The 19623-nt window shown below is 63.1% G+C and carries 20 protein-coding genes; 6 read left to right on the plus strand and 14 right to left on the minus strand.

What is annotated here, in order from left to right:
- Window positions 1-7 precede the first annotated feature (7 nt).
- Entirely contained in the window at window positions 8-1225 is a 1218-nt protein-coding gene (locus tag MMS95_RS20375) for an ROK family transcriptional regulator (RefSeq protein WP_088381542.1), read from the plus strand.
- Window positions 1226-1369: 144 nt separating this feature from the next.
- Window positions 1370-2038, plus strand: coding sequence for a dethiobiotin synthase (gene bioD / locus MMS95_RS20380; protein ID WP_004938529.1), 669 nt, complete (start codon window positions 1370-1372; stop codon window positions 2036-2038).
- A gap of 5 nt (window positions 2039-2043) precedes the next feature.
- Here the strand turns inward: bioD and MMS95_RS20385 are convergent, their stop codons facing one another.
- On the minus strand, window positions 2044-2538 hold the full coding sequence (locus MMS95_RS20385; RefSeq protein WP_085336954.1) for a DUF2938 domain-containing protein: 495 nt from the start codon (window positions 2536-2538) through the stop codon (window positions 2044-2046).
- 70 nt (window positions 2539-2608) lie between these two features.
- Between MMS95_RS20385 and MMS95_RS20390 the strand changes: the two genes are divergently transcribed.
- Window positions 2609-3001, plus strand: coding sequence for a helix-turn-helix domain-containing protein (locus MMS95_RS20390; protein ID WP_044031310.1), 393 nt, complete (start codon window positions 2609-2611; stop codon window positions 2999-3001).
- Here MMS95_RS20390 and clcB read toward each other — a convergent pair.
- The 5 genes from clcB to MMS95_RS20415 all read right to left on the minus strand — a co-directional run bounded on the left by clcB (window position 2998) and on the right by MMS95_RS20415 (window position 7858).
- The gene (gene clcB / locus MMS95_RS20395; RefSeq protein WP_033633138.1) at window positions 2998-4299 is read right to left on the minus strand and encodes a voltage-gated ClC-type chloride channel ClcB; all 1302 of its coding nucleotides are present in this window, start codon (window positions 4297-4299) and stop codon (window positions 2998-3000) included. The genes MMS95_RS20390 and clcB overlap by 4 nt on opposite strands.
- 125 nt (window positions 4300-4424) lie before the next feature.
- On the minus strand, window positions 4425-5564 hold the full coding sequence (osmV, locus tag MMS95_RS20400; protein ID WP_015377781.1) for an osmoprotectant ABC transporter ATP-binding protein OsmV: 1140 nt from the start codon (window positions 5562-5564) through the stop codon (window positions 4425-4427).
- Window positions 5561-6211, minus strand: a complete 651-nt coding sequence (gene osmW, locus MMS95_RS20405) for an osmoprotectant ABC transporter permease OsmW (RefSeq protein ID WP_004938544.1) — start codon at window positions 6209-6211, stop codon at window positions 5561-5563. The genes osmV and osmW overlap by 4 nt, the downstream gene beginning before the upstream one ends.
- An 8-nt stretch (window positions 6212-6219) precedes the next feature.
- Window positions 6220-7077: a glycine betaine ABC transporter substrate-binding protein gene (locus MMS95_RS20410; protein WP_198509697.1), complete on the minus strand. Its 858-nt coding sequence runs from the start codon at window positions 7075-7077 to the stop codon at window positions 6220-6222.
- A gap of 64 nt (window positions 7078-7141) precedes the next feature.
- Window positions 7142-7858 carry an ABC transporter permease gene (locus tag MMS95_RS20415; RefSeq protein WP_004938551.1) on the minus strand — a complete coding sequence of 239 codons (717 nt, stop codon included), beginning with the start codon at window positions 7856-7858 and terminating at the stop codon, window positions 7142-7144.
- Window positions 7859-8367: 509 nt separating this feature from the next.
- On the opposite strand from MMS95_RS20415, the gene MMS95_RS20420 reads away from it, so the two are divergent.
- The gene (locus tag MMS95_RS20420; protein ID WP_242142182.1) at window positions 8368-9855 is read left to right on the plus strand and encodes an MDR family MFS transporter; all 1488 of its coding nucleotides are present in this window, start codon (window positions 8368-8370) and stop codon (window positions 9853-9855) included.
- Window positions 9856-9905: 50 nt separating this feature from the next.
- Here MMS95_RS20420 and MMS95_RS20425 read toward each other — a convergent pair whose 3' ends face one another.
- Window positions 9906-10205, minus strand: a complete 300-nt coding sequence (locus MMS95_RS20425) for a DUF1161 domain-containing protein (RefSeq protein WP_242142185.1) — start codon at window positions 10203-10205, stop codon at window positions 9906-9908.
- 89 nt (window positions 10206-10294) lie between these two features.
- Window positions 10295-10663, minus strand: a complete 369-nt coding sequence (locus MMS95_RS20430) for a DUF1283 family protein (protein WP_004938560.1) — start codon at window positions 10661-10663, stop codon at window positions 10295-10297.
- A 148-nt stretch (window positions 10664-10811) separates the two neighbouring features.
- Here MMS95_RS20430 and MMS95_RS20435 point away from each other — a divergent pair, with 148 nt between their 5' ends.
- A complete protein-coding gene (locus MMS95_RS20435; RefSeq protein WP_004938563.1) occupies window positions 10812-11138 on the plus strand; it encodes a YnfA family protein in 327 nt (108 codons plus the stop codon).
- Between the two features lie 36 nt (window positions 11139-11174).
- Here MMS95_RS20435 and ydfG read toward each other — a convergent pair whose 3' ends face one another.
- From ydfG to fecI, 5 genes are all read right to left on the minus strand, one after another.
- Window positions 11175-11924 (minus strand): bifunctional NADP-dependent 3-hydroxy acid dehydrogenase/3-hydroxypropionate dehydrogenase YdfG, encoded by a 750-nt coding sequence (ydfG, locus tag MMS95_RS20440; RefSeq protein ID WP_016927858.1) that lies wholly within the window; start codon window positions 11922-11924, stop codon window positions 11175-11177.
- Between the two features lie 125 nt (window positions 11925-12049).
- Complete coding sequence (locus tag MMS95_RS20445) at window positions 12050-12571, minus strand: GNAT family N-acetyltransferase (protein ID WP_004938571.1); 522 nt, start codon at window positions 12569-12571, stop codon at window positions 12050-12052.
- A 200-nt stretch (window positions 12572-12771) separates the two neighbouring features.
- Complete coding sequence (gene fecA, locus MMS95_RS20450) at window positions 12772-15123, minus strand: TonB-dependent Fe(3+) dicitrate receptor FecA (RefSeq protein ID WP_015377786.1); 2352 nt, start codon at window positions 15121-15123, stop codon at window positions 12772-12774.
- Window positions 15124-15237: 114 nt separating this feature from the next.
- On the minus strand, window positions 15238-16194 hold the full coding sequence (fecR, locus tag MMS95_RS20455) for a ferric citrate uptake sigma factor regulator FecR (protein WP_242142187.1): 957 nt from the start codon (window positions 16192-16194) through the stop codon (window positions 15238-15240).
- Window positions 16191-16715, minus strand: coding sequence for a ferric citrate uptake sigma factor FecI (gene fecI, locus MMS95_RS20460; RefSeq protein ID WP_048323324.1), 525 nt, complete (start codon window positions 16713-16715; stop codon window positions 16191-16193). The genes fecR and fecI overlap by 4 nt, the downstream gene beginning before the upstream one ends.
- A 426-nt stretch (window positions 16716-17141) precedes the next feature.
- Here fecI and guaD point away from each other — a divergent pair, with 426 nt between their 5' ends.
- On the plus strand, window positions 17142-18458 hold the full coding sequence (guaD, locus tag MMS95_RS20465) for a guanine deaminase (RefSeq protein ID WP_076740252.1): 1317 nt from the start codon (window positions 17142-17144) through the stop codon (window positions 18456-18458).
- Here the strand turns inward: guaD and MMS95_RS20470 are convergent.
- On the minus strand, window positions 18443-19606 hold the full coding sequence (locus MMS95_RS20470) for an MFS transporter (protein ID WP_076740251.1): 1164 nt from the start codon (window positions 19604-19606) through the stop codon (window positions 18443-18445). The two genes, guaD and MMS95_RS20470, sit on opposite strands and share 16 nt — an antisense overlap.
- Between the last annotated feature and the right edge of the window lie 17 nt (window positions 19607-19623).

Below are 19623 nucleotides of genomic sequence, written 5' to 3' on the forward strand. Positions count from 1 at the left end.
CCGGTTTGTGATTGCGGTTGGGCAGCCTGGGCATATCGATCAAATCAAACAGACCAATGCGGGGGCGGTTTATCGGCTAATCGATCAACTGGGTCCGATTTCGCGCATCGAACTGTCAAAACGCGCGCAGCTGGCGCCCGCCAGCATCACCAAGATCGTGCGCGAGCTGCTGGAAGCCCATCTGGTCAAGGAAACCGAGTACCAGGAGATCGGCAGCCGGGGGCGCCCGGCGGTGGGGCTGGTGCTGGACACCGAAGCCTGGCACTACCTTTCCGCACGCATCAGCCGCGGCAGCATCACGCTGGCGCTGCGCGATCTCAGCAGCAAGCTGGTGGTGGAGGAACAGCTGCCGCTGGCGGCCGAAGATCCCGAACCGCTGCTGAAACGCATCCTGACCGAAGTCGATCAGTTCTTTATTCGCCACCAAAGCAAGCTGGAACGGTTAACGGCGATCGCCATTACGCTGCCGGGCATGATCGACGTGCAGTCGGGCGTGGTGCACCGCATGCCGTTTTACGACGTGCTGGAGATGCCGCTCGGCCCGGCGCTGGAAACCCGCACCGGCCTGCCGGTTTACCTGCAGCACGACATCAGCGCCTGGACCATGGCCGAGGCGCTGTACGGCGCCTCGCGCGGCAGCCAGAACGTGATTCAGGTGGTGATCGACCACAACGTCGGCGCCGGGGTGATCACCGGCGGCCATGTGTTGCACGCCGGCAGCCACAGCGTGGTGGAGATCGGCCACACCCAGGTCGATCCCTACGGCAAACGCTGTTACTGCGGCAACCACGGCTGTCTCGAAACCGTGGCCAGCATTGAGAACATGCTGGAGATCGCCCAGCAGCGGCTGAGCGGCTCGATGAGCTCCAGCCTGCACGGCGCGCCGCTGACCGTCGAATCGCTGTGCGACGCCGCGCTGGCGGGCGATCAGCTGGCGCGGGACATTATTCTCGGCGTCGGCCACAGCGTGGGGCGCATTCTGGCTATCATGGTCAACCTGTTCAATCCCGAGAAGATCCTGGTGGGCTCGCCGCTCAACCGCGCGGCGGAGATCCTGCACCCGGCCATCGCCTCCTGCATTCGCCAGCAGGCGCTGCCGGCCTACAGCGAGCAGGTCAAGGTCGAATCCACGCAGTTCTTCAATCAGGGCACCATGCCCGGCGCGGCGCTGGTGAAAGAGGCGCTGTATAACGGTTCATTGCTGGTGCAGCTGCTGCAAGGCTAACATCAGAACCTCTTATTAATTCCGCAAAAGATTGAGCTACCTCAAGCCCCTACGCGGCAGCATCCCCTAGAATTTTTCCGAAAGACTTCTTCGCCGCCGGTGCGGCGATACATTGTTAACGGGGCATTCTGGGGCATTTTATTCATGTTGAAGCGTTTATTTGTGACAGGCACGGATACCGACGTCGGTAAAACCGTGGTTTCCCGCGGGTTGATGCAGGCGCTGGCCGCCGAAGGCCGTTCGGTGGCCGGCTACAAGCCGATCGCCGCGCGCTGCCAGGAAACCAGCGAGGGCATCCGCAATAAAGACGCTTTGGTATTGCAGGCATCTTCAACCCTGCCGCTGTCCTACGAGGAGATCAATCCCATCACCTGCCTGGATGAGGTGTTTCATGCGCATGCGACCGAGGACATCAACTATGGCGTGATGAGCAGCGGTCTGCGGGATCTGTCGGCCAAAGCCGATACGGTGGTGGTGGAAGGCAGCGGCGGTTGGCGGGTGCTGATGAACGATCTGCGGCCTTACGCCGAGTGGGTGGTGCAGGAACAGCTGCCGGTGGTGCTGGTGGTGGGCATCAAGCTGGGCTGCGTCAGCCACGCGTTGCTGACCGCACAGTCGATTATCAACGACGGCCTGCCGTTGCTGGGCTGGGTCGCCAACCGCATCAACCCGGGGTTGGCGCACTATGCCGAAACCATTGCGGCGCTGCAGCAGCGCATTTCCGCGCCGCTGCTGGGTGAAATTCCGTATCTGCCGCGCGCGGAGCAGCGCGAACTGGCGCACTACCTCGACATCTCCACGCTGCTGCGCTAGCGCGCTCAGGCCAGCAAAGGGGCCAGCAAACGGGCGGAGACAAACAGCCCCAGGCCGTACACCGTATGCACCAGCAGGCTGATGATGCGGCTACGCGTCGGATTGGGGGTGTTCGCCGCCGCCACGCCAAAGCCCAACGCCGGCTGCATCACGAAGAAGGGCGCCGCCAGGCTCAGCCAGCCGCTCAACAGCGCGACCAGCGGCGTCGGCGCGGCATACCACGCGATGCCCGCCAAGCCGAGCGGGATAAAGGCGAAGGCGACGCCGATCGCGTAGTGCAGCAGCCATCCCATCGCTTTTTCTCCCCGCCGCACCGGCGCAGCCATGATCGGAGCGTGATAAAACCGGCCGTCGAACAGGCCGATAAACCAGCGGCCGACCAGCGCGTAGTTAAGGGGCGGGATGCCCAGCACGCGCTTTTGCACGATGGCCCACAGATCGGTGCACAGCGTGGCGCCCACCCCGGTCAGCACAATCATCAGTAAAATTTCTGTCGTCATTTTTGTGTCCTTAAAGTCACTCATGGTGTAATGTGCGCACAGTCTGCAACTTAAAGTCGACTTCAAGTCAATGGAAAAAGAACTGGATATTGGCGAGGTGGCGCGTTTGAGCGGCATCGCGCCCTCGGCGCTGCGGCATTACGAGAAAAAGGGGCTGATCGCCTCGATAGGCCGCAACGGTTTACGTCGCCAATACGCCGCCGGCGTGCTGGAGCAACTGAAGCTGATCGCCCTTGGGCGGCTGGCGGGATTCACGCTGGATGAGATCGCCTCGCTGTTTGACGAGCGGGGGCGCATCGCCCTCGATCGCCGGCTGCTGGCGGCGCGGATTGAAGAACTGGATCGCACCCTGCGGCGTCTGGGGCAGGTGCGCGCCGGTTTGCAGCACATGGTCGATTGCCCTGAACCGGAGCACCTGCAGTGCCCGCAGTTCAGGAAGCTGCTGCAGCAGGGCGAGTTTTAAGCCTCGCGTTTGGGCGGCGGCGCGGTGTGGTAGACCGATACCGGCCGCAGGCCGCGCGACACGGTGGTGGCGATCACGCAGGCCAGCAGAATGCCGGGCAGCAGCGCGTATTCGCCGGTCATTTCAAACACCATCAGCGCCGCCATGATCGGCGCATGGGTGGTGGCGGCCAGCAGGGTAGCCATGCCGGTCAGCGCCAGCAGCAGCGGCACCGCCGCATCCATCCCCGGCCACAGGCCGAACAGCTGGCCGATCATCGAACCGAGCGCGGCGCCGACGAACAGCGTCGGGGTGAAGACCCCGCCGGGCGCGCCCGACCCGCTGCTGGCGAGGATCGCCAACAGCTTGCATACCAGGATCGCCCCCAGCAGCAACACCCCCGGCGGCGCGATCAGCAGCGCCTGCACCACGCTGTAGCCATTGCCCCATACCTGCGGGAACAACAGCGAAAGCAGCCCAACGATCAGGCCGCCCAGCGCCAGCTGCAGCGGCGGCTTCAGGCGAAGCGATCGGAACGCGCGGCCGGTGGCGGTCATCAACCATAAAAACAGCGGCCCGCCGGCGCCGGCCACCACGCCGACCAGCGCCATCAGCAGGTATTGCGTCGGCAAGGGGGCGGCGAGCGGCGTCACCAGGTAGAGCGGCGCCTGGCCGCCGTTGAGCAGGTTGGTCATCAGCAGGGCGCTGACCGCGGCGATCACCACCGGGCCGAGCGAGGCCAGCATCAGGGTGCCGAACAGGATCTCGGCGATAAACAGGCTGCCCGCCAGCGGCGCATGATAGGCGCTGGCCATCCCGGCGGCGGCGGCGCAGGCCACCCACAGTTTCCATTCTTTCTCGTGCGTAAAGCGCTGGGCAAACAGCGAGCCCACCAGCGCTGCCAGCAGGATCATCGCGCCTTCACGGCCGATGGCGCTGCCGCTCGACACCACCAGCAGCGACGCCAGACACTTCACCAGGCTGGCGCCGGTGTCCAGCTTGCCGTTGCCGGTCTCGATCGCTTCCATATAGTCGGTGGGCGCCGCCGGGCGCTGGTGGCGGTAGCGCTGGTGAACATACAGCAGCAGGCCCGCCGCCAGCCCGCCCAACGCAGGCGTCAGGGCGCGCCGCCAGCCGGGCAGCGCGGCGGCGGCGGCCACCAGACTGCCGTCGGCATTGCCGAGCAACAGCCACTCGAGGCCAATCATCGAACGGTGGAACAGCCACACCGCCAGGGCGGCGGCGACGCCGATGAACACGGCGATAAACAGGCTGCGCAACAGTGCGCGATAGTGGTGCAGGTGGACCAATCTTTTCATGCGTGGGCGGCGTCGTGAGAAAAATCAAAGGGTCATCAGCGCATTGTGCTTGGCGCTCCGGCCGATGACCAGTGAATCTTTATCAAACTGCGGCATGGGCGGGGCGGTCGGCGCCCCGGCGGGGGTTATTGCGGCGTCAGCACCCGGCGCGTGCGGCCGGAGCTAAGGTAGTCAGCGATATAATCCTGCGAGATTTCGCCGCTGTAGCGGCCGTCTTCATCGACGATCGGCATCCAGGACGTATTGTGCTCATACAGCTTCGACAGCACCACGCGCAGGTTCTCTTCCGCGCGGGCGGTGACGCGAAAGTGGTGCAGGCTGTCGGCGCATACCCCCGGCGCACCGCGCGCCTCGCGGCGTTTGACGTAACCCAGCGGTTTGCCGTCGGCGTCCACGACCGTCACCGAACGGGCGTCGATATCGTCCATCAACCCGAATGCCTCTGTCAGCGGCGTTTCCCGGCGTACCGTCACCGTCTCTTGTTGGTCTGCCACGTCGCCGGCCTGCACCAGCAGCAGGCGCTTCAGCGTGCGATCCTGGCCGACAAAGGAGGCGACGAAGTCGTTCGCCGGGCGCGCCAGCAGCTCATCGGCGCTGGCGTTCTGCACGATCTTGCCCTGGCGGAACACCGCGATGCGATCGCCGAGCTTCAGCGCTTCGTCGATGTCGTGGCTGACCAGCATCACGGTCTTCTTCAGCTGACGCTGCATGTCGAGAAACTCGTTTTGGATGGTTTCGCGGTTGATCGGATCCACCGCGCCGAAGGGTTCATCCATCAGCAGCACCGGCGGATCGGCCGCCAGCGCGCGGATCACGCCGATGCGCTGCTGCTGCCCGCCGGACATCTCTTTCGGGTAGCGGTGCAAAAAGCGCTTGGGATCCAGCGCCACCATGCTCATCAGCTCCTCGGCGCGATCGTGGCAGCGTTTTTTGTCCCAGCCCAGCATGCGCGGCACTACGGTGATGTTCTCCTCGATGGTCATGTTGGGGAACAGACCGATCTGCTGGATGACGTAGCCGATTTTGCGGCGCAGGCTGACGGTATCCAGCGCGCTGGTGTCTTCGCCGTTGATCAGAATGGTGCCGCCGGTGGGTTCGATCAGGCGGTTGATCATCTTCAGCGTGGTGGTTTTGCCGCAGCCGGATGGGCCGAGCAGCACGCAGATTTCGCCTTCCGGCACGTCCAGATTGATGTTGTCGACGGCGTTGAACGGCGTGCCGTTCTTTTGCATGAACTGTTTGGTCAGATTTTCCAATTTAATCATGAGCGGATCCCCTTGGGCGTGAGCGCAATTTGCAAACGGTGCAATAACCAATCGAGGACGATCGCCAGCAGGCTGATCATCACGGCGCCGGTAATCAACTGGCGGATGTCGCTGCTGCTGATGCCGTTGAGCAGCAGCAGGCCGAGGCCGCCGGCGCCGATCACGGCGGCTATCGCCATCACGCCGATATTCATCACCACGGCGGTGCGAATGCCGCCGAAAATCACCGGCAGCGCTACCGGGATCTCCACCCAGCGCAGGCGTTGCCAGAAGGTCATGCCGATGCCGCGGCCGGCTTCGCGCAGCCCGCCGGGCAGGTTGTCGAGCGCGGTGTGGGTATTGCGCACGATCGGCAGCAGCGAATAGAGGAACACCGCGGTGATCGCCGGCACGTAGCCGATGCCGTGGCCGATTAAGGAAAACAGCGGGATCATCAGCCCGAACAGGGCGATGGAGGGCACGGTCAGCACCAGCGTGGCCAGGCTCAGCACCGGTGTCGCCAGCCATTTGTGGCGGACGATCAGCACGCCGAGCGGCACGCCGATCAGGATCGCCAGGCCGACGGCGATGCCGACCAGCAGCAGGTGTTCCAGCGTCAATCCGGCGATATAGGCCCAGTTTTGCCAGGCGTAAAGTAAGGTATTCATCATGCCTCCTAAATCAGGCCGCGCTGCTTGAGGAACGCGTCGGCGACCTGTTGCGGCGTCTGGTAGTCGATATCCACTCTGGCGTTAAGCTCGGTGATCACCTGATTGTTGAACTGTTTCGACAGCGTGTTCAGCGCCGCTTCCAGCCCCGGCGTGTTTTGCAACACGTCGGCGCGCACCACCGGCGTGACTGCATAGCTCGGGAAATAGCCTTTGTCGTCTTCCAGCACCTGCAGATCGAAGCCTTTCACCCGGCCATCGGTGGTGTATACCAGCCCGGCGTCGACGAAGCCGTCGCGGATGGCGTTGTAGACCAGGCCGGGATCCATCTGGCGGATTTGCGGGCGATCCAGCGGCATGTCGTACAGCGCCTGCATCGGCTTCAGGCCGTCCGAGCGGCCGGCAAATTCCAGATCCAGCCCCAGCAGCCAGTTGTGTTTCGGGTCGGTTTTACGCACCTGTTCCACTTTGGCCACCAGCTGCGACATCGTGCGGATCTGCTCTTTTTCCGCGCGCCGGCGCTGCATGGCGAAGGCGTAGGTGTTGTTCATGTCCGCCGGCTGCAGCCACACCAGGCCGAGTTTGGCGTCGAGCTTTTTCACCGTGTCGTAGGTTTCCTGCGGCGACATGCGCTTATTGATGTGGTTAAAGATGATCAGCGAGGTGCCGGTGTATTCCCAGGTCATGTCGATCTGTTTGTTGATCATGGCGTTGCGGGTGATCACCGTGGCCAGATTGGTCTTGGGTTCGACCTGAAAACCTTTGGCCCGCAGGTATTGCACGGTGATCGCCGACAGAATGCGCTGTTCGGTAAAGTTCTTGCTCGCCAGCGTGAGCGGGGCGGCCCAGGCGGCCGCGCCGGTCATCAGCAAAGAGAACAGCAGCGCGTGGCGGAGGCGTTGTAACCATCGAGTCATCGCGTTTCTCCCATCAGGATGCGGTGTGCGGGCTGAGCCGGCGGCCGAGACCGGCCAGCGCCAGATCGAGCAGCAGGGCGATCAGCGCGGTGGCGGCGGCGCCGAGGATCAGCGTCGGGAAGTCGTTCAGGTAGATGCCGGGGAAGATCAGCTCGCCGTAGCTGCTGGCGCCGATCAAAAACGCCAGCGGCGCGGTGCCGACGTTGATCGCCATCGCGATGCGCACCCCGGCGAAGATCACCGGCAGCGCGTTGGGCAGTTCGACCTGGCGCAGCCGCTGCCCGGCGGTCATGCCAATACCGTTGGCGGCCTCGACCAGCGCCGGCGGCACCGAACGCAGGCCGGCATAGGTATTGCGCACGATGGGCAGCAGCGAGGCGAGGAACAGCGCCACCACCGCCGGCCGGTCGCCGATGCCGATAATCACCATCGCCAGCGCCAGCACCGCCAGCGGCGGCAGGGTGTTGCCGACGTTAAAGATCTGCATCACGTGCTCCGCCCAGCGGCGGGCGAAGGGGCGGCTCAGCAGGATGCCGCTGGGAATGCCGACCAGCAGCGACAGCAGCATGGAACACACCACCAGGAACATGTGCTGCTGGCCGAGGTAAATCAAATCTTCCCGGCGCGACTTAAGGGTTTCCCAACCGATGCCGTAAACCAGCAGCGCGATGACGGCGATAAACAGCAGGCTCCCGAGGAGCAGGCGCCGGTATGGCGCTGACTTGTGCATGATGTTGCGTCCTCCGTTGCGCGGAGCGGCCGATGAGACGGCGCATTCCGCTCTGATTGTTACCCACTGCCCGGCGGGCGTGGCGGTACAAAACGGGCGTTTCGCATGAGGTTAGCGACATTGAGCGAAGGGTGTGTTCGGCATAGCGTGCTGAACGGTGGCTCAATACGTGAGTTAATCAGTATAAGATACTGATATTTAAACTAGAGAAAGCACGAAGCCCAATGACCCCGGCTAGGGAAGGTATAGCACCCTGTCGTTGGCCATGCCAAGTTTTATGAACAAAATCAGTTGATTGAGTTTGCCCGTATTGGCGCCGCAGCCCGCGTCAGCGCTGGGATGCGGGTAAAGTGAAAAAAATCCACGGCAAAACGTTACGCCGTAACAGTTAGTCCAAATGGTGCGATTCGCCGCCGGCAAAGGCAGGATGTGAGGGCGGATAGACTTGGCGCTGGCGCTTGCTGATATACTCAGGGAAAATAAAAACGCCAGGAAACCTGCATAACGCCATGACAAATAACGTTTCACCCGCACCCATTGCCCACCGCCCGCTGATCCTGATCGCCTGCATGCTGGCGATGTTCATGTCGGCGATCGAAGCCACCATCGTCGCCACCGCCATGCCGACCATCATCGGCGATCTCGGCGGTTTCTCGCTGCTGGGCTGGGTGTTCGCGGTCTATTTGCTGGCGCAGGCGATCACCATTCCCATCTACGGCCGGCTGGCGGATCTCTACGGCCGCAAGCGGGTGTTCTTCTTCGGCGCGACGCTGTTCCTGCTGGGATCGGTGCTGTGCGGCTTCGCCCCCGACATGTATTGGCTGATCGGCTTCCGCTTATTGCAGGGATTGGGCGCCGGCGCCATCATGCCGATCGCGTCCACCATCATCGGCGACATCTACAGCGCCACCGAGCGGCCGAAGGTGATGGGCTACCTGTCGAGCGTGTGGGGCGTATCGGCGATCATCGGCCCGCTGCTGGGCGTGTTTATCGTGCAACACCTGCCGTGGGCGCTGGTGTTCTGGGTCAACCTGCCGATCGGCCTGTTGGCGATGCTCTTCCTCTGGCGCTATCTGCCGGCGCATCAGCAGTTGCGGCGGCACGCGCTGGATCTGGCGGGCACCGCCTGGTTGACGCTGTTCGTTTCCGCGCTGCTGCTGGCACTGTTGCAGATGGAAAGTCTCGGATGGTGGGTGGCGCCGCTGCTGGCGCTGGCGGCGGCGTCGCTGGCGCTGCTGATCCGCCAGGAGCGGCGCGCGGTTGAGCCGCTGTTCCCGCTGGCGCTGTGGCAAAGCCGGGTGATCGTCGCCGGTAACATCGGCGGGCTGGTGATCGGCGCGGCGATGATGGGCATCAGCGCCTTTCTGCCCACCTTCATTCAGGGCGTGATGGGGGGCTCACCGCTGGAGGCGGGCACCACGCTGGCGTTGATGTCGATCGGCTGGCCGCTGGCCAGCACGCTGAGCGGCCGTTTGATGCTGATGACTTCGTATCGCGCCACGGCGCTGTTGGGCGCGCTGCTGCTGGTGGCGGGCGGCCTGATCCTGCTGATGTTGCAGCCGAACGGCGGTCTGCTGTGGGGCCGGGTGGCGGCGTTTATGGTCGGCGCCGGCATGGGATTGTGCAACACGACGTTTCTGGTTTCGGTGCAGAACGCGGCGCATTACAGCATTCGCGGCATTGCCACCGCCTGTACAGTGTTTACCCGCATGGTGGGCTCGGCCATCGGCACCGCGATTTTGGGCGCCACGCTGAACCTCAACCTGCAGTGGCGTTTGCCGGAGATTGACGATCCGGTGCAGCGGCTGATGGAGCCGGCGGTGCGGCAGAGCATGGGGAGCGAAGCGCTGGCGCAGCTTATCCAGCAGGTGGCGGCTTCGCTGCATTGGGTGTTCCTGGTATCGGCGTTGGTGTCGTTGCTGGCGCTGGCGGCGGCGATGCTGATCCCGGCGCGTTGTCGGCCGCAAGGCGAAGAGGAAGAGGCGGAGCAGGCGTAAAGGAAAAGGAAAGGGCGCGGCTGTTGCGCGCCCTGGGTAGCCGATGCGGCTTACTGCGCGTTGGAGGTGTCCTGGCTGGTGCCGGTCTGCGCCGCGTCACCACTATCGTCGCCGTTGTTCAGGCGGGTATAAACGATCTTCTGGGTGTCGTTTTCGCAGTGGCCGACCACCTGGCCGCCCGCTTGAACGGCCTGATCGTTAGGCACGATCTCCAGTTTGAAGCCGGACTCCGGAACGCCGTTATTGACGATTTTTTGCGAAATGTCCGCTTTCACGCTTTCACAAGAGGCCAGAGCCGCCAATGGGGCGCCGGCCAGCAAGACAGCGGTTAATATCAGCGTTTTCTTCATCACGTCATCCTTTTAGACAATGAACTTCCTGTAACAGGATAGCAGCAACGGCGGCCGGGTTTCACGCTTGCCCGCCCGCCGCAGGCGGATTAAGGATTAATCCGACGCCCGGTCTGGCGATCCAGACATTTACGGGTGTCCGGTTCCCAGTACGCGTTGACGTTGTTGCTGTCGTTGCAGCGGTCTTCGTCATCCGCCGCGCGATCGGCCTTGTCGAACTCTTTCTCGACGCGAGTGTTGACCTTGTGGCGCAGGGATTTGGTATCATTCCACTGCTCTTTGCTTTGGCGCGCTTCTTCGGTGCTCATCGCGCCGCTGCCTTTGCCATCGACGGTGACGCAGGTGCTGCCCTGCGTGCAGGTGGCGGCCAGCGCCGGCGCCTGCCAGGCGCCCATAACGGCCAGCATGGCGACCGGCAGCATCCCGCGCAGCAGTCGTTGGGTCGAAAATGTTTTCATCGTTTCATCCTTATGAGTGAGTGCGCCTGATGATGGCGACACTGGCGTTACCTCGCCCGCAGGCGTGGTGATAAATATACCACTGCGCTCCTGGAATTCACCAGCCAAGCGCCGATTCGTTTACTTTACCGAGAGAAAACTGCGACCGATGTTAAAAACCACGCTGTTGTTTTTCGCCACCGCCCTGGCTGAAATTATCGGCTGTTTCCTGCCTTACCTGTGGCTGAAGAAGCAGGGCAGCGCCTGGCTGCTGCTGCCGGCGGCATTAAGCCTGATGCTGTTTGTCTGGCTGTTGACGCTGCATCCGGCGGCCAGCGGGCGGGTCTATGCGGCCTACGGCGGTGTGTATGTGGCGACTGCGCTGCTATGGCTGCGGGTGGTTGATGGGGTGAAGCTGTCTGCGCTGGATTGGGTCGGCGCCGGCGTGGCGCTGGCGGGCATGCTGATTATCGTTTCCGGCTGGCGCGCGGCCTGAGGAAACGCGGCGGGAGTTGCCTCCCGCCGTCGCGGCTCAGGCGCCGCGGTGGATGTTCAGCCCGGCGAAGGACTGGCTGACCGGCATCATTTCCAGCGTGTTGATGTTGACGCGCGCCGGCAACGTCGCGACCCAGAACACCGACTCGGCGATGTCTTCCGGCGTCAGCGCATCGGCGCCTTCGTAGGTTTTGTTGACCTTGCCGTCATCGCCTTTGAAGCGCACGTTGGAGAACTCGGTGCCGCCCACCAGGCCCGGCTCGATATCGGTCACGCGGATGCGCGTGCCGTGCAGATCGGCGCGCAGACCCAGGCTGAACTGTTTGACGAACGCCTTGGTGGCGCCGTACACGTTGCCGCCGGCGTAAGGCCAGTTGGCGGCGGTGGAGCCGATGTTGATCACATGGCCGACGTTGCGCTCGACCATGGCGGGCAGCAGTGCGCGGGTCATGTTCACCAGCCCTTTGGCGTTGGTGTCGATCATGGTTTCCCAGTCATCGGCGTTGGCCTTGTGCGCCGGCTCCAGCCCCAGCGCCAGCCCGGCGTTGTTCACCAGCACGTCGATCTGGCGCAGCTCGGCCGGCAGTGCCTCGATCGCCTGTTGAATGGCGGCGCGGTTGCGCACGTCGAGCCGCACGATGTGCAGCGCTTGGCCGAGTTCTTCCTGCAGCTCTTCAAGACGCTCAAGGCGGCGCCCGGCGGCGATCACCTGGTGGCCTTCACGGATAAAACGGCGCGCGATCGCCTCGCCGAAACCGGAGGTGGCGCCGGTAACAAAAATAATCATGTTGCTGTTCCTCAACTGTTTTTACCCTACATGCCTCTATCATTAGCACAAACCCGCAGGCAGTGGCAGGGGTTATCACGGCGGAAAGCAAAAAAGATGACACCGGGCCGGCGGCCCGATGCTGACTAGCGCTGAGGCGGCAGGTGATACACCACGGCGTCATACTTGATGCGCTCGCAACGGCCGGCCAGCACGCCGCCCAGCGACTCGACGAGGCGGCGGCTGGCGGTATTCTGCTCGGCCACCGGGTAGAGAAAGTGCGGCGGCTGAAAGCGCTCGCTGGCCCAGCGCGCGATGCCCTGCACGATTTCGCGGCCGTAGCCCTGGCCATGCAGGCTCTCTTTAACCCAGATGCCCAGCTCCGGGGTGTGGCTGCGCAGATTATGCGCGCCGCCGACGCCGACGAACTGCCGGTCTTCGCGCCGACGGGCGACGAAGATCACTTCTTCACCTTCGCGCATCAACGGCAGCCAGCCTTGCCAGACGTTGGCGAAATCCTCCGGCGACGCCTCCGGCTCAAAGGTCATAAAGCGCGTCAGAGTGGGGGTGATCGCCTGGTAAACATCGTCGGCGTCTGCTGCGGTAAAGGGGGCAATCAACAAACGGTCGGTGTCAACGCGGCACTGAGAAAGGTCATTATGATTCATCTTATTCCCTCGCTTTTCAGGCCAGAATGGCAAAAAAATCCGCGCCCATAAGTTGGGGCGGATCGTCGATATTACGCGCATTGGCGGCAGAAGCGACTTATTTTTCGCCGCTGCGACGGCGCGGAGGAAGGGTATTATGTGACGGCGTCACGTTGATGAGAAAGACGGCGAGCACGGTTAACCGCGCCCGCCGCTGCGGATCAGAACTTCACCGAACCTTGCAGATAAATCGTGCGCGGCTGGCCGATGTACAGACCCTTGTTGTTGTCGTCATAGGCGCGGGTGAAATACTCGTGGTTGAACAGGTTTTTCACGCCGACGCCCAGATTCAGGCCGGCCATTTCCGGGCCGAAATCATAGGCGGCGCGCACACCCCACAGCATGTAGCCAGGGATGCGGCCGGTGCTGCCGTCGGCGCTTTCCGCCACGGTGTTGGCGTTGTCGGCGAACTGGCTGGACTGGAACTCGCCGTTAAGGTTAAACGCCCAGTTGCCCGGCGTGTAGTCCAGCCCCAGCGTGCCTTTATGCTTCGGCGAGAACGGCACCTGGTTGCCCTTGTAGCCGCCGTCTTCGCGGATGGTGGCGTTGACGTAGGCGTAGCTGGCGTAGGCGGTCAGGTCGTCCAGTTTCGGTGTCAGCTGCGACAGATCGTAACGCAGGCTGCCTTCCAGCCCGGCGTGGCGGGTTTTGCCGCGCGCGGTCACGCTGTCGGTCACCTGGTTGGAGTCGTACTGGTTGTTGAAGTTGATCAGGAACAGCCCGATCTCGCCGGTCAGCGCATCGCCGGCGTAGCGGGTGCCCAGCTCCCAGGTGCGCGCCTTCTCCGGTTCAATTTTGCCGCTGTCGACCGCTTTGCCCATCTGGCTGTATTGCACGGTGCCGAAGGAGCCTTCGGTGTTGGCGTACAGGTTCCAGTATTCGTTCAGGTGATACATCACGTTCAACGCCGGCAGCGGCGCGTTATAGCTGACGTCGAGGCGGTTGTTCTTGATGTAGTTGTTCTGATACGACTTGATGTACTCGTAACGCATGCCCGGCGTGAGGGTCCAGTCGCCGATGTCGATGCGATCGTCGATATAAAACGCGTGCGCCTCGGTGCCGGACTGGGTGTCGCGATCGTACGGGCTGGCGGTGGACGGCAGCCTGCCGGTGCTGGCTTTGCTGGTGTAGCGCAGTTCGTGGGTGGATTCGCTGACGTAGCGGTAGCCGACGCCGACCTCATGCGCCGAGTCGCCCCAGCGGAAGCTCTGGCTGTAGCGCGGTTCTACGCCGCGCACCCAGTATTCGCGCGGCGACAGCGTCAGGTTCTTGCCCTGATCCAGATAGCCGCTGCGCAGGGTGTAGGTGTAGAAGCTCTGCACGTCGAACTTGTGCTGCCGATCCGGCTGATATTGGTAGCCGAAGTTCGCCAACTGGCGGCGGCCCCAGAACTTGTCGTACGGGCGCGTCGACTGGAACGGGTTGGCGTTGTAGTCCGCCCGGCTCAGTCCGCCCGGCATGTTCGCTTCGCCTTCGTAGTATTGCAGCAGGCTGTTGAAGGTGTGCACCTCGTTCGGGGCGTAGCGGCTTTTCAGCATCACGTCGTCGATTTTGGTCGCGCTGTGCTCGCGCCAGTCGCTGCCGCGGGTGCCGGAGTAGAGCAGCGCCGCGCCGAAGCCGTTGTCGGCGGTGCCGCCGATCATCAGGTTGCCGGTGCCTTTCGGGTGATCCTGGCGCGAGGTCGGGCTGAGCTGCCCCTGCATGCCGGCCTCCATGCCGAAGGTTTTCGGGATGGCGCGGGTGACGAAGTTGACGACGCCGCCGACGCTCTGCGGCCCGTAGCGCACCGCGCCGCCGCCGCGCACCACGTCAATCGCATCCATATTGCCGAGCGAGACCGGCGCCAGCGACAGCTGCGGCTGGCCGTAAGGGGCGAAGGGCACCGGAATGCCGTCCATCAGCACGGTGGAGCGGCTGGCGAGGCGCGGGTTGAGGCCACGAATGCCGAAGTTCAGCGCCATATCATGGCTGCCGGTGCCGTTGTTCTCCGGCGCCACCACGCCCGGCACGCGGTTCAACGCTTCGCGCACGGTGGTGGTGCCGGTTTTGGCGAAGTCTTCGCGGCGCACCACGTCGCGCGCGCCGGGGTGTTCGAACACGTCGATCTGGCGGCCTTCCGCCAGCCAGTCACCGACTACCGTGATGTCCTCTTCCTTGTGCGGCTGCGGCAGTGTGGCCAGCGTGTAACCGTTGTTGCCGAGCGCTTTAGCCTGCAGGCCGCTGCCCGCCAGCAGGGCGTTCAGGCCGTCGTCGACACCGTAGCTGCCGTTCAGGCCCGGCGAACGTTTACCTGCGGTTAACGCGCCGTCTACCGAGAGTGCGATGCCGGCGCGAGCGGCGAAAGCGTTCAGCGCGCCGTCCAGCTCACCGGCTGGAATGTGATAGGTTGCCGCGGCGCTGGCGGCGCTCGCCATCAGCGGTGCGGCGAATGCCAGGCCAATAGCCACGGCCAGCGGTTTGGCCCGTTTTCCCCAAAGCGAAGCCGGAGCGACCTTTCCCCAAGCGTTGTTCATACCTTCTCCTGAATCATTTTTATTTATTGCTGCAGTGTTTTCCTGGGAGTCGGATGAGCAAGGCAAAAGGGACAATCAAAAATGCGATTTTTTATCATTTTCATTTAAAAAGATTCAGGCGGGGACGATTTGCAGCCAATAGCGGGTAAAGCTCTGCAGACGTATCGGCAGGGTCTGGCTGAGCAGGGCGAGGGCGCGATCGGTATCGTTGAGCGGGAAACTGCCGCTGACGCGCAGGCCGGCGACGGCCGGATCGCAGCTCAGGTGGCCGCGCCGGTAGCGCGCCAGTTCGGCGATCACCCGGTCCAGCCGCCACTGGCTGACGCTCAGCACGCCGCGCAGCCAGCCGTCCTCCGCCGCAGCCGATTGCTTGTCGCCGAAGGCCGTGGCGCTGAAGCTAATCTGTTCGCCGGCGTTCACCCGGCGCGTTTGCCGCGCGTCCTGCGCCAGCTGCGCTTCAACCGCATGCTCCAGCACCGTCAGGCGCGTCTCGCCAGCGCTCTCACGCACCAAAAAGCGGGTGCCGAGCGCGCGCATCGCCCCCTGCGGGCTTTGCACCCACAGCGGCCGGGGGTCGCGTCCGGTAATCAGGCTGATTTCCCCGGCGTGCAGGCGGATCAGCCGTTGACGATCGTCGTAATGTACGTCCACCGCGCTGGCGGTGTTCAGCACCAGTTGGGTGCCGTCGCTTAACACAATGGGTTTGATCTCGCCGGTGGCGGTGCGGTAGTCGGCGCGTAGCTCCCGGCCGAACGGCGACTGGTAAAGGAAGCCGCCGCCGCCCACGCCGAGCAACAGCAGCAGGCTTTTCAGCAGGGTGCGGCGATCGATCGCCGCCTGGCGGCCGGCGCGGTCGAGCGCACGGTAGCTGAACTTGCCCGGCACGCCCTGCAGCTGGCTCTGCAGCGCTTCGACGCGCTGCCAGGCCCAGCGGTGATCGTCATGCTGCTGATGCCAGGCTTGCCACTGTTGGCGCTGGCGCTCGGTGACGTGCTCGTCGCACAGCAGCGCATACCAGTGTGCGGCCATTTTCAGCGCCTGGCGCTGCTCGGGGGTGATGGCGTTGCTCATGAATAAACGTCGTTTTCCAGGCTGAACAGCAGGCAATGCTCGGTGGCCTTGGCCATGTATTTTTTAACCGAGCTGACCGACACGCCGAGGCGCGCGGCGATGTCCGCATAGCCCAGGCCTTCGAGCTGCGACAACAGAAAGGCCTGTTTTACCTTCGGCCCGAGGCCGTCGAGCATGGCGTCGATCTGCTGCAGGTTGTCCAGCAGGCTCTGGCGCTGCTCCGGCGACGGGGCATAGCCTTCCGGGATCAGCGCCAGCATCTCCAGATAGGCGCGCTCCAGCGTTCTGCGGCGGAACAGATCGACCATCACCCGTTTGGCGACGGTGACCAAAAAGTCTTTCGGTTCGCGCAGGGTTGCCGCGGCGTCGCTTCTCAGCAGGCGCATAAAGGTGTCCTGCGCCACATCGTCCGCATCGAACGCGCAGCCCAGCCGCCGGTGCAGCCATCCCTGCAACCAGGCATGATGGGTGGCGTAAAGGCGCGACAGCGCGGCGTGCGGGGCAGAAGCGGTGGCGGACATGATTTTCGCATTGCTGGTCAAAAAGATGCGCGGATGATAATTGAGAATGGTTATCGTTTCAAGTTTGGCCGTTGTCCTTAGGCCGAGATTCAACCCCCAGGCGTGGTGTTGAAATAAGCCGTGCGCCGTGAAGATATTCGCTTGCTCATTCAAGGTGCAGCGGCGCGATGTTATTTTGACAGGCAAACGGTTGCTATTTATCCGCCGTCGAAGACTGAGCGTGGGTCTTATTCTCTTTCGCCGGCCTATGCTTTCAGGTTAATTACCAATCAATTGTTTTTATTTAAAAATGTATTTTATCGCCGCCTGTTGGCATGCGGCTTGCTATGCTTAAGCCGGTCTTTACGTTTGGGCAAAAAAGCCTTGTTTCATCGGCGCAGGTTATTTCGCGGGTGAGCTTGGCCGGTCGCGACAAGGAAGAAAATAATGGCACTGCAATTCACCACGGCTATTCGTGGCAATTTTTTTGATATCGCAGCCTGTGTGGAGGCGCCGCAACAGCTTGAGGAACGCCTGCGGCATGTTCCCGACGGTTTGCTGCTGCTGAACGACGGCGTCATCGTCTGGTTCGGCAACTGGCAGCAGGGCGAGGCGCTGCTGCCGCCGGGCTTCACGGTCACGGAGTATCGCGACAAGCTGATCGTGCCGGGATTTATCGATACCCACATCCACTACCCGCAAACCGAAATGATTGGCGCCTATGGCGACCAGCTGCTGGACTGGTTAAACAATTACACCTTTCCGACCGAAAGCCGTTATGACTGTGAGCAGCACACCGATGCGATGTCGGCCTTCTTTCTGCAGCAGTTGCTGAGTAACGGCACCACCACCGCGCTGGTGTTCGGCACCGTGCATCCACAGTCGGTCGATGCGCTGTTCAGCCAGGCGGCAGCGCTGAACATGCGCCTGATCGCCGGCAAGGTGATGATGGATCGCCATGCGCCGGAGGCGCTGCTGGAAACGCCGGAGCAGAGTTATCGCCAGACGCGTGAGCTGATTGAACGCTGGCACGGCAAAGGCCGCCTCGGTTACGCCATTACGCCGCGCTTTGCGCCTACCAGTACGCCGGCGCTGCTGGCGCAGGTGCAGCGGCTGCGCGAAGAGTATCCCGACGTTTGGCTGCAGACGCACCTGAGCGAGAACCCGCAGGAAGTGGCCTGGGTAAAAGCGCTGTTTCCGCAGCACCGCAGCTATCTGGATGTTTACCACCGTTATGGCATGACCGGCGATAAAAGCGTGTTCGCTCACTGCCTGCACCTGGAGGAGCAGGAGTGGGACTGCCTGTGCGATACCCGCTCGGCGATCGCCTTTTGCCCCACCTCCAACCTGTTTCTCGGCAGCGGGCTGTTTGATCTGCAGCAGGCCTGGCGCAAGCGGGTGAAGCTCGGCATCGGCACCGACGTGGGGGCCGGCACCACCTTCAATATGCTGCGCACGTTAGGCGAGGCGTACAAGGTCGGCCAGCTGCAGCATTACCGGCTCTCCGCCGTAGAAGCGTTCTATCATGCCACCCTGGGCGGCGCCCGCGCGCTGGCGCTGGACGACAAAATCGGCAACTTCAACGTCGGTAAAGAGGCGGATTTCGTGGTGCTCGATCCGGCGGTCACGCCGCTGCAGCAGCTGCGTCACGCCAACAGCGCCACGCTGATGGAACAAGGGTTTGTGCTGATGACCCTGGGGGACGATCGCAATATTTATTGCACCTATGTGGACGGCAAGGTGGTTTATCAGGCGGCGCGCTGACGCAGCCGCGCCTGCAGCCAAACGCTGAGCGGCGCGGCGACGACGGCGCTCAGCGCGCACAGCCATAACAGGCGTTGCAAACCGAGCGGGGTGAGGCCGCCGCTCAGCAGCGCGGAGGAGAGCAAGAAGGCCGCCGTGGCGCTCAGGTGTATCAGGGCGGTTTGCAGCGTGCCGAAGGCGGCGCGTTGCCGATGGTCCGGCCAGCGCATGCTCAGGGAAGAGATCGCCACCAGCCGCGCGTAGGCCGCTGCGAGAAACGCAATCATGAACAGTTCGCCGCGATCGCCACCGCACGCCGCCAACCACAGGCTGCCCAACAGCAACAGCGTGGCGCTCACCGTCAGCGTCACGGCGCCAAAGCGTTGCAGCCAGCGTCCCGCCAGCACGGTCGCCAGATAGCCGGCCACGCCGCCGATGAGAAACAGCCAGGCCAAATGCGCGTCGGCCACCTGTAGCCGCTGGGTGAGCAGCGGCGCCAGCACCGGGATCAGCAGCATCGGGCTGAACTGTGTCAGGCCGGCGGCGGAGGCGAACAGCAACAAACGGCGATCGAGCGTGACGGGGGCGGCGGCCTGCGGCTGCGGCGCATCTCTGGGAACGAACAGTGCCACCAACACCGCCGCCAGCAGACACAGCCCGCCGATCGCCACCAGCGCAACGCGCCAGCTCGCCACCTCGCACAGGTACAGCATGCCCGGCATGCCGACGATGCTCACCAGTGAAAAAGATGCGATCACCGTTGCCAACATTCGGCCGTGCAGCGCGGCCGGCGCGGCGTTGAGCAGCAAGCCGATCCCCACGCCCATCGTGGTGCCTCCCAGCAGACCGGCCAGCAGCCGCAGCGCCAACAGCCAATAAAACTGCCGGGTTGCGGCGATCAGTAAGGTCGTCACCCCCAGCAGCGCGACGTTGAGCAGCAGAAAACGCCGCTTCTCAACGCCGCCGATCCAATAGAATGCGCCGATACCGGAAATCACCGCCGCCAGCGTATAGGCCGCGCTGACATAACCGGCGTAGCTGACGGGCACGGAAAAGTCGGCGGCCATATAGAGAAATATCGGGTTGAACACCATGTATTCCAGGGCATTGGTGAATTGAATAAAGGCGATGACCAGCGCTATCGCCGTCAGCTTTCTCGTGGGTGTCATAAGCATCCATCGGTTGC

This window comes from Serratia sp. PGPR-27 (genome assembly GCF_022678525.1).
GTDB lineage: Bacteria > Pseudomonadota > Gammaproteobacteria > Enterobacterales > Enterobacteriaceae > Serratia > Serratia nematodiphila.

Bases quoted from the DNA above. Each gene is read 5' to 3' on its own strand.
- MMS95_RS20470 (WP_076740251.1), bottom strand. From the start codon at position 19,606: ATGACACCCACGAGAAAGCTGACGGCGATAGCGCTGGTCATCGCCTTT.
- MMS95_RS20410 (WP_198509697.1), bottom strand. From the start codon at position 7,077: ATGACCGGCGCGGCCGCCTGGGCCGCCCCGCTCACGCTGGCGAGCAAG.
- MMS95_RS20385 (WP_085336954.1), bottom strand. From the start codon at position 2,538: ATGACGACAGAAATTTTACTGATGATTGTGCTGACCGGGGTGGGCGCC.
- ydfG (WP_016927858.1), bottom strand. From the start codon at position 11,924: ATGATTATTTTTGTTACCGGCGCCACCTCCGGTTTCGGCGAGGCGATC.
- osmW (WP_004938544.1), bottom strand. From the start codon at position 6,211: ATGAATACCTTACTTTACGCCTGGCAAAACTGGGCCTATATCGCCGGA.
- MMS95_RS20445 (WP_004938571.1), bottom strand. From the start codon at position 12,571: ATGAATCATAATGACCTTTCTCAGTGCCGCGTTGACACCGACCGTTTG.
- MMS95_RS20420 (WP_242142182.1), top strand. From the start codon at position 8,368: ATGACAAATAACGTTTCACCCGCACCCATTGCCCACCGCCCGCTGATC.
- fecA (WP_015377786.1), bottom strand. From the start codon at position 15,123: ATGAACAACGCTTGGGGAAAGGTCGCTCCGGCTTCGCTTTGGGGAAAA.
- osmV (WP_015377781.1), bottom strand. From the start codon at position 5,564: ATGATTAAATTGGAAAATCTGACCAAACAGTTCATGCAAAAGAACGGC.
- MMS95_RS20435 (WP_004938563.1), top strand. From the start codon at position 10,812: ATGTTAAAAACCACGCTGTTGTTTTTCGCCACCGCCCTGGCTGAAATT.
- fecR (WP_242142187.1), bottom strand. From the start codon at position 16,194: ATGAGCAACGCCATCACCCCCGAGCAGCGCCAGGCGCTGAAAATGGCC.
- MMS95_RS20430 (WP_004938560.1), bottom strand. From the start codon at position 10,663: ATGAAAACATTTTCGACCCAACGACTGCTGCGCGGGATGCTGCCGGTC.
- clcB (WP_033633138.1), bottom strand. From the start codon at position 4,299: ATGAAAAGATTGGTCCACCTGCACCACTATCGCGCACTGTTGCGCAGC.
- fecI (WP_048323324.1), bottom strand. From the start codon at position 16,715: ATGTCCGCCACCGCTTCTGCCCCGCACGCCGCGCTGTCGCGCCTTTAC.
- bioD (WP_004938529.1), top strand. From the start codon at position 1,370: ATGTTGAAGCGTTTATTTGTGACAGGCACGGATACCGACGTCGGTAAA.
- MMS95_RS20425 (WP_242142185.1), bottom strand. From the start codon at position 10,205: ATGAAGAAAACGCTGATATTAACCGCTGTCTTGCTGGCCGGCGCCCCA.
- MMS95_RS20415 (WP_004938551.1), bottom strand. From the start codon at position 7,858: ATGCACAAGTCAGCGCCATACCGGCGCCTGCTCCTCGGGAGCCTGCTG.
- guaD (WP_076740252.1), top strand. From the start codon at position 17,142: ATGGCACTGCAATTCACCACGGCTATTCGTGGCAATTTTTTTGATATC.
- MMS95_RS20390 (WP_044031310.1), top strand. From the start codon at position 2,609: ATGGAAAAAGAACTGGATATTGGCGAGGTGGCGCGTTTGAGCGGCATC.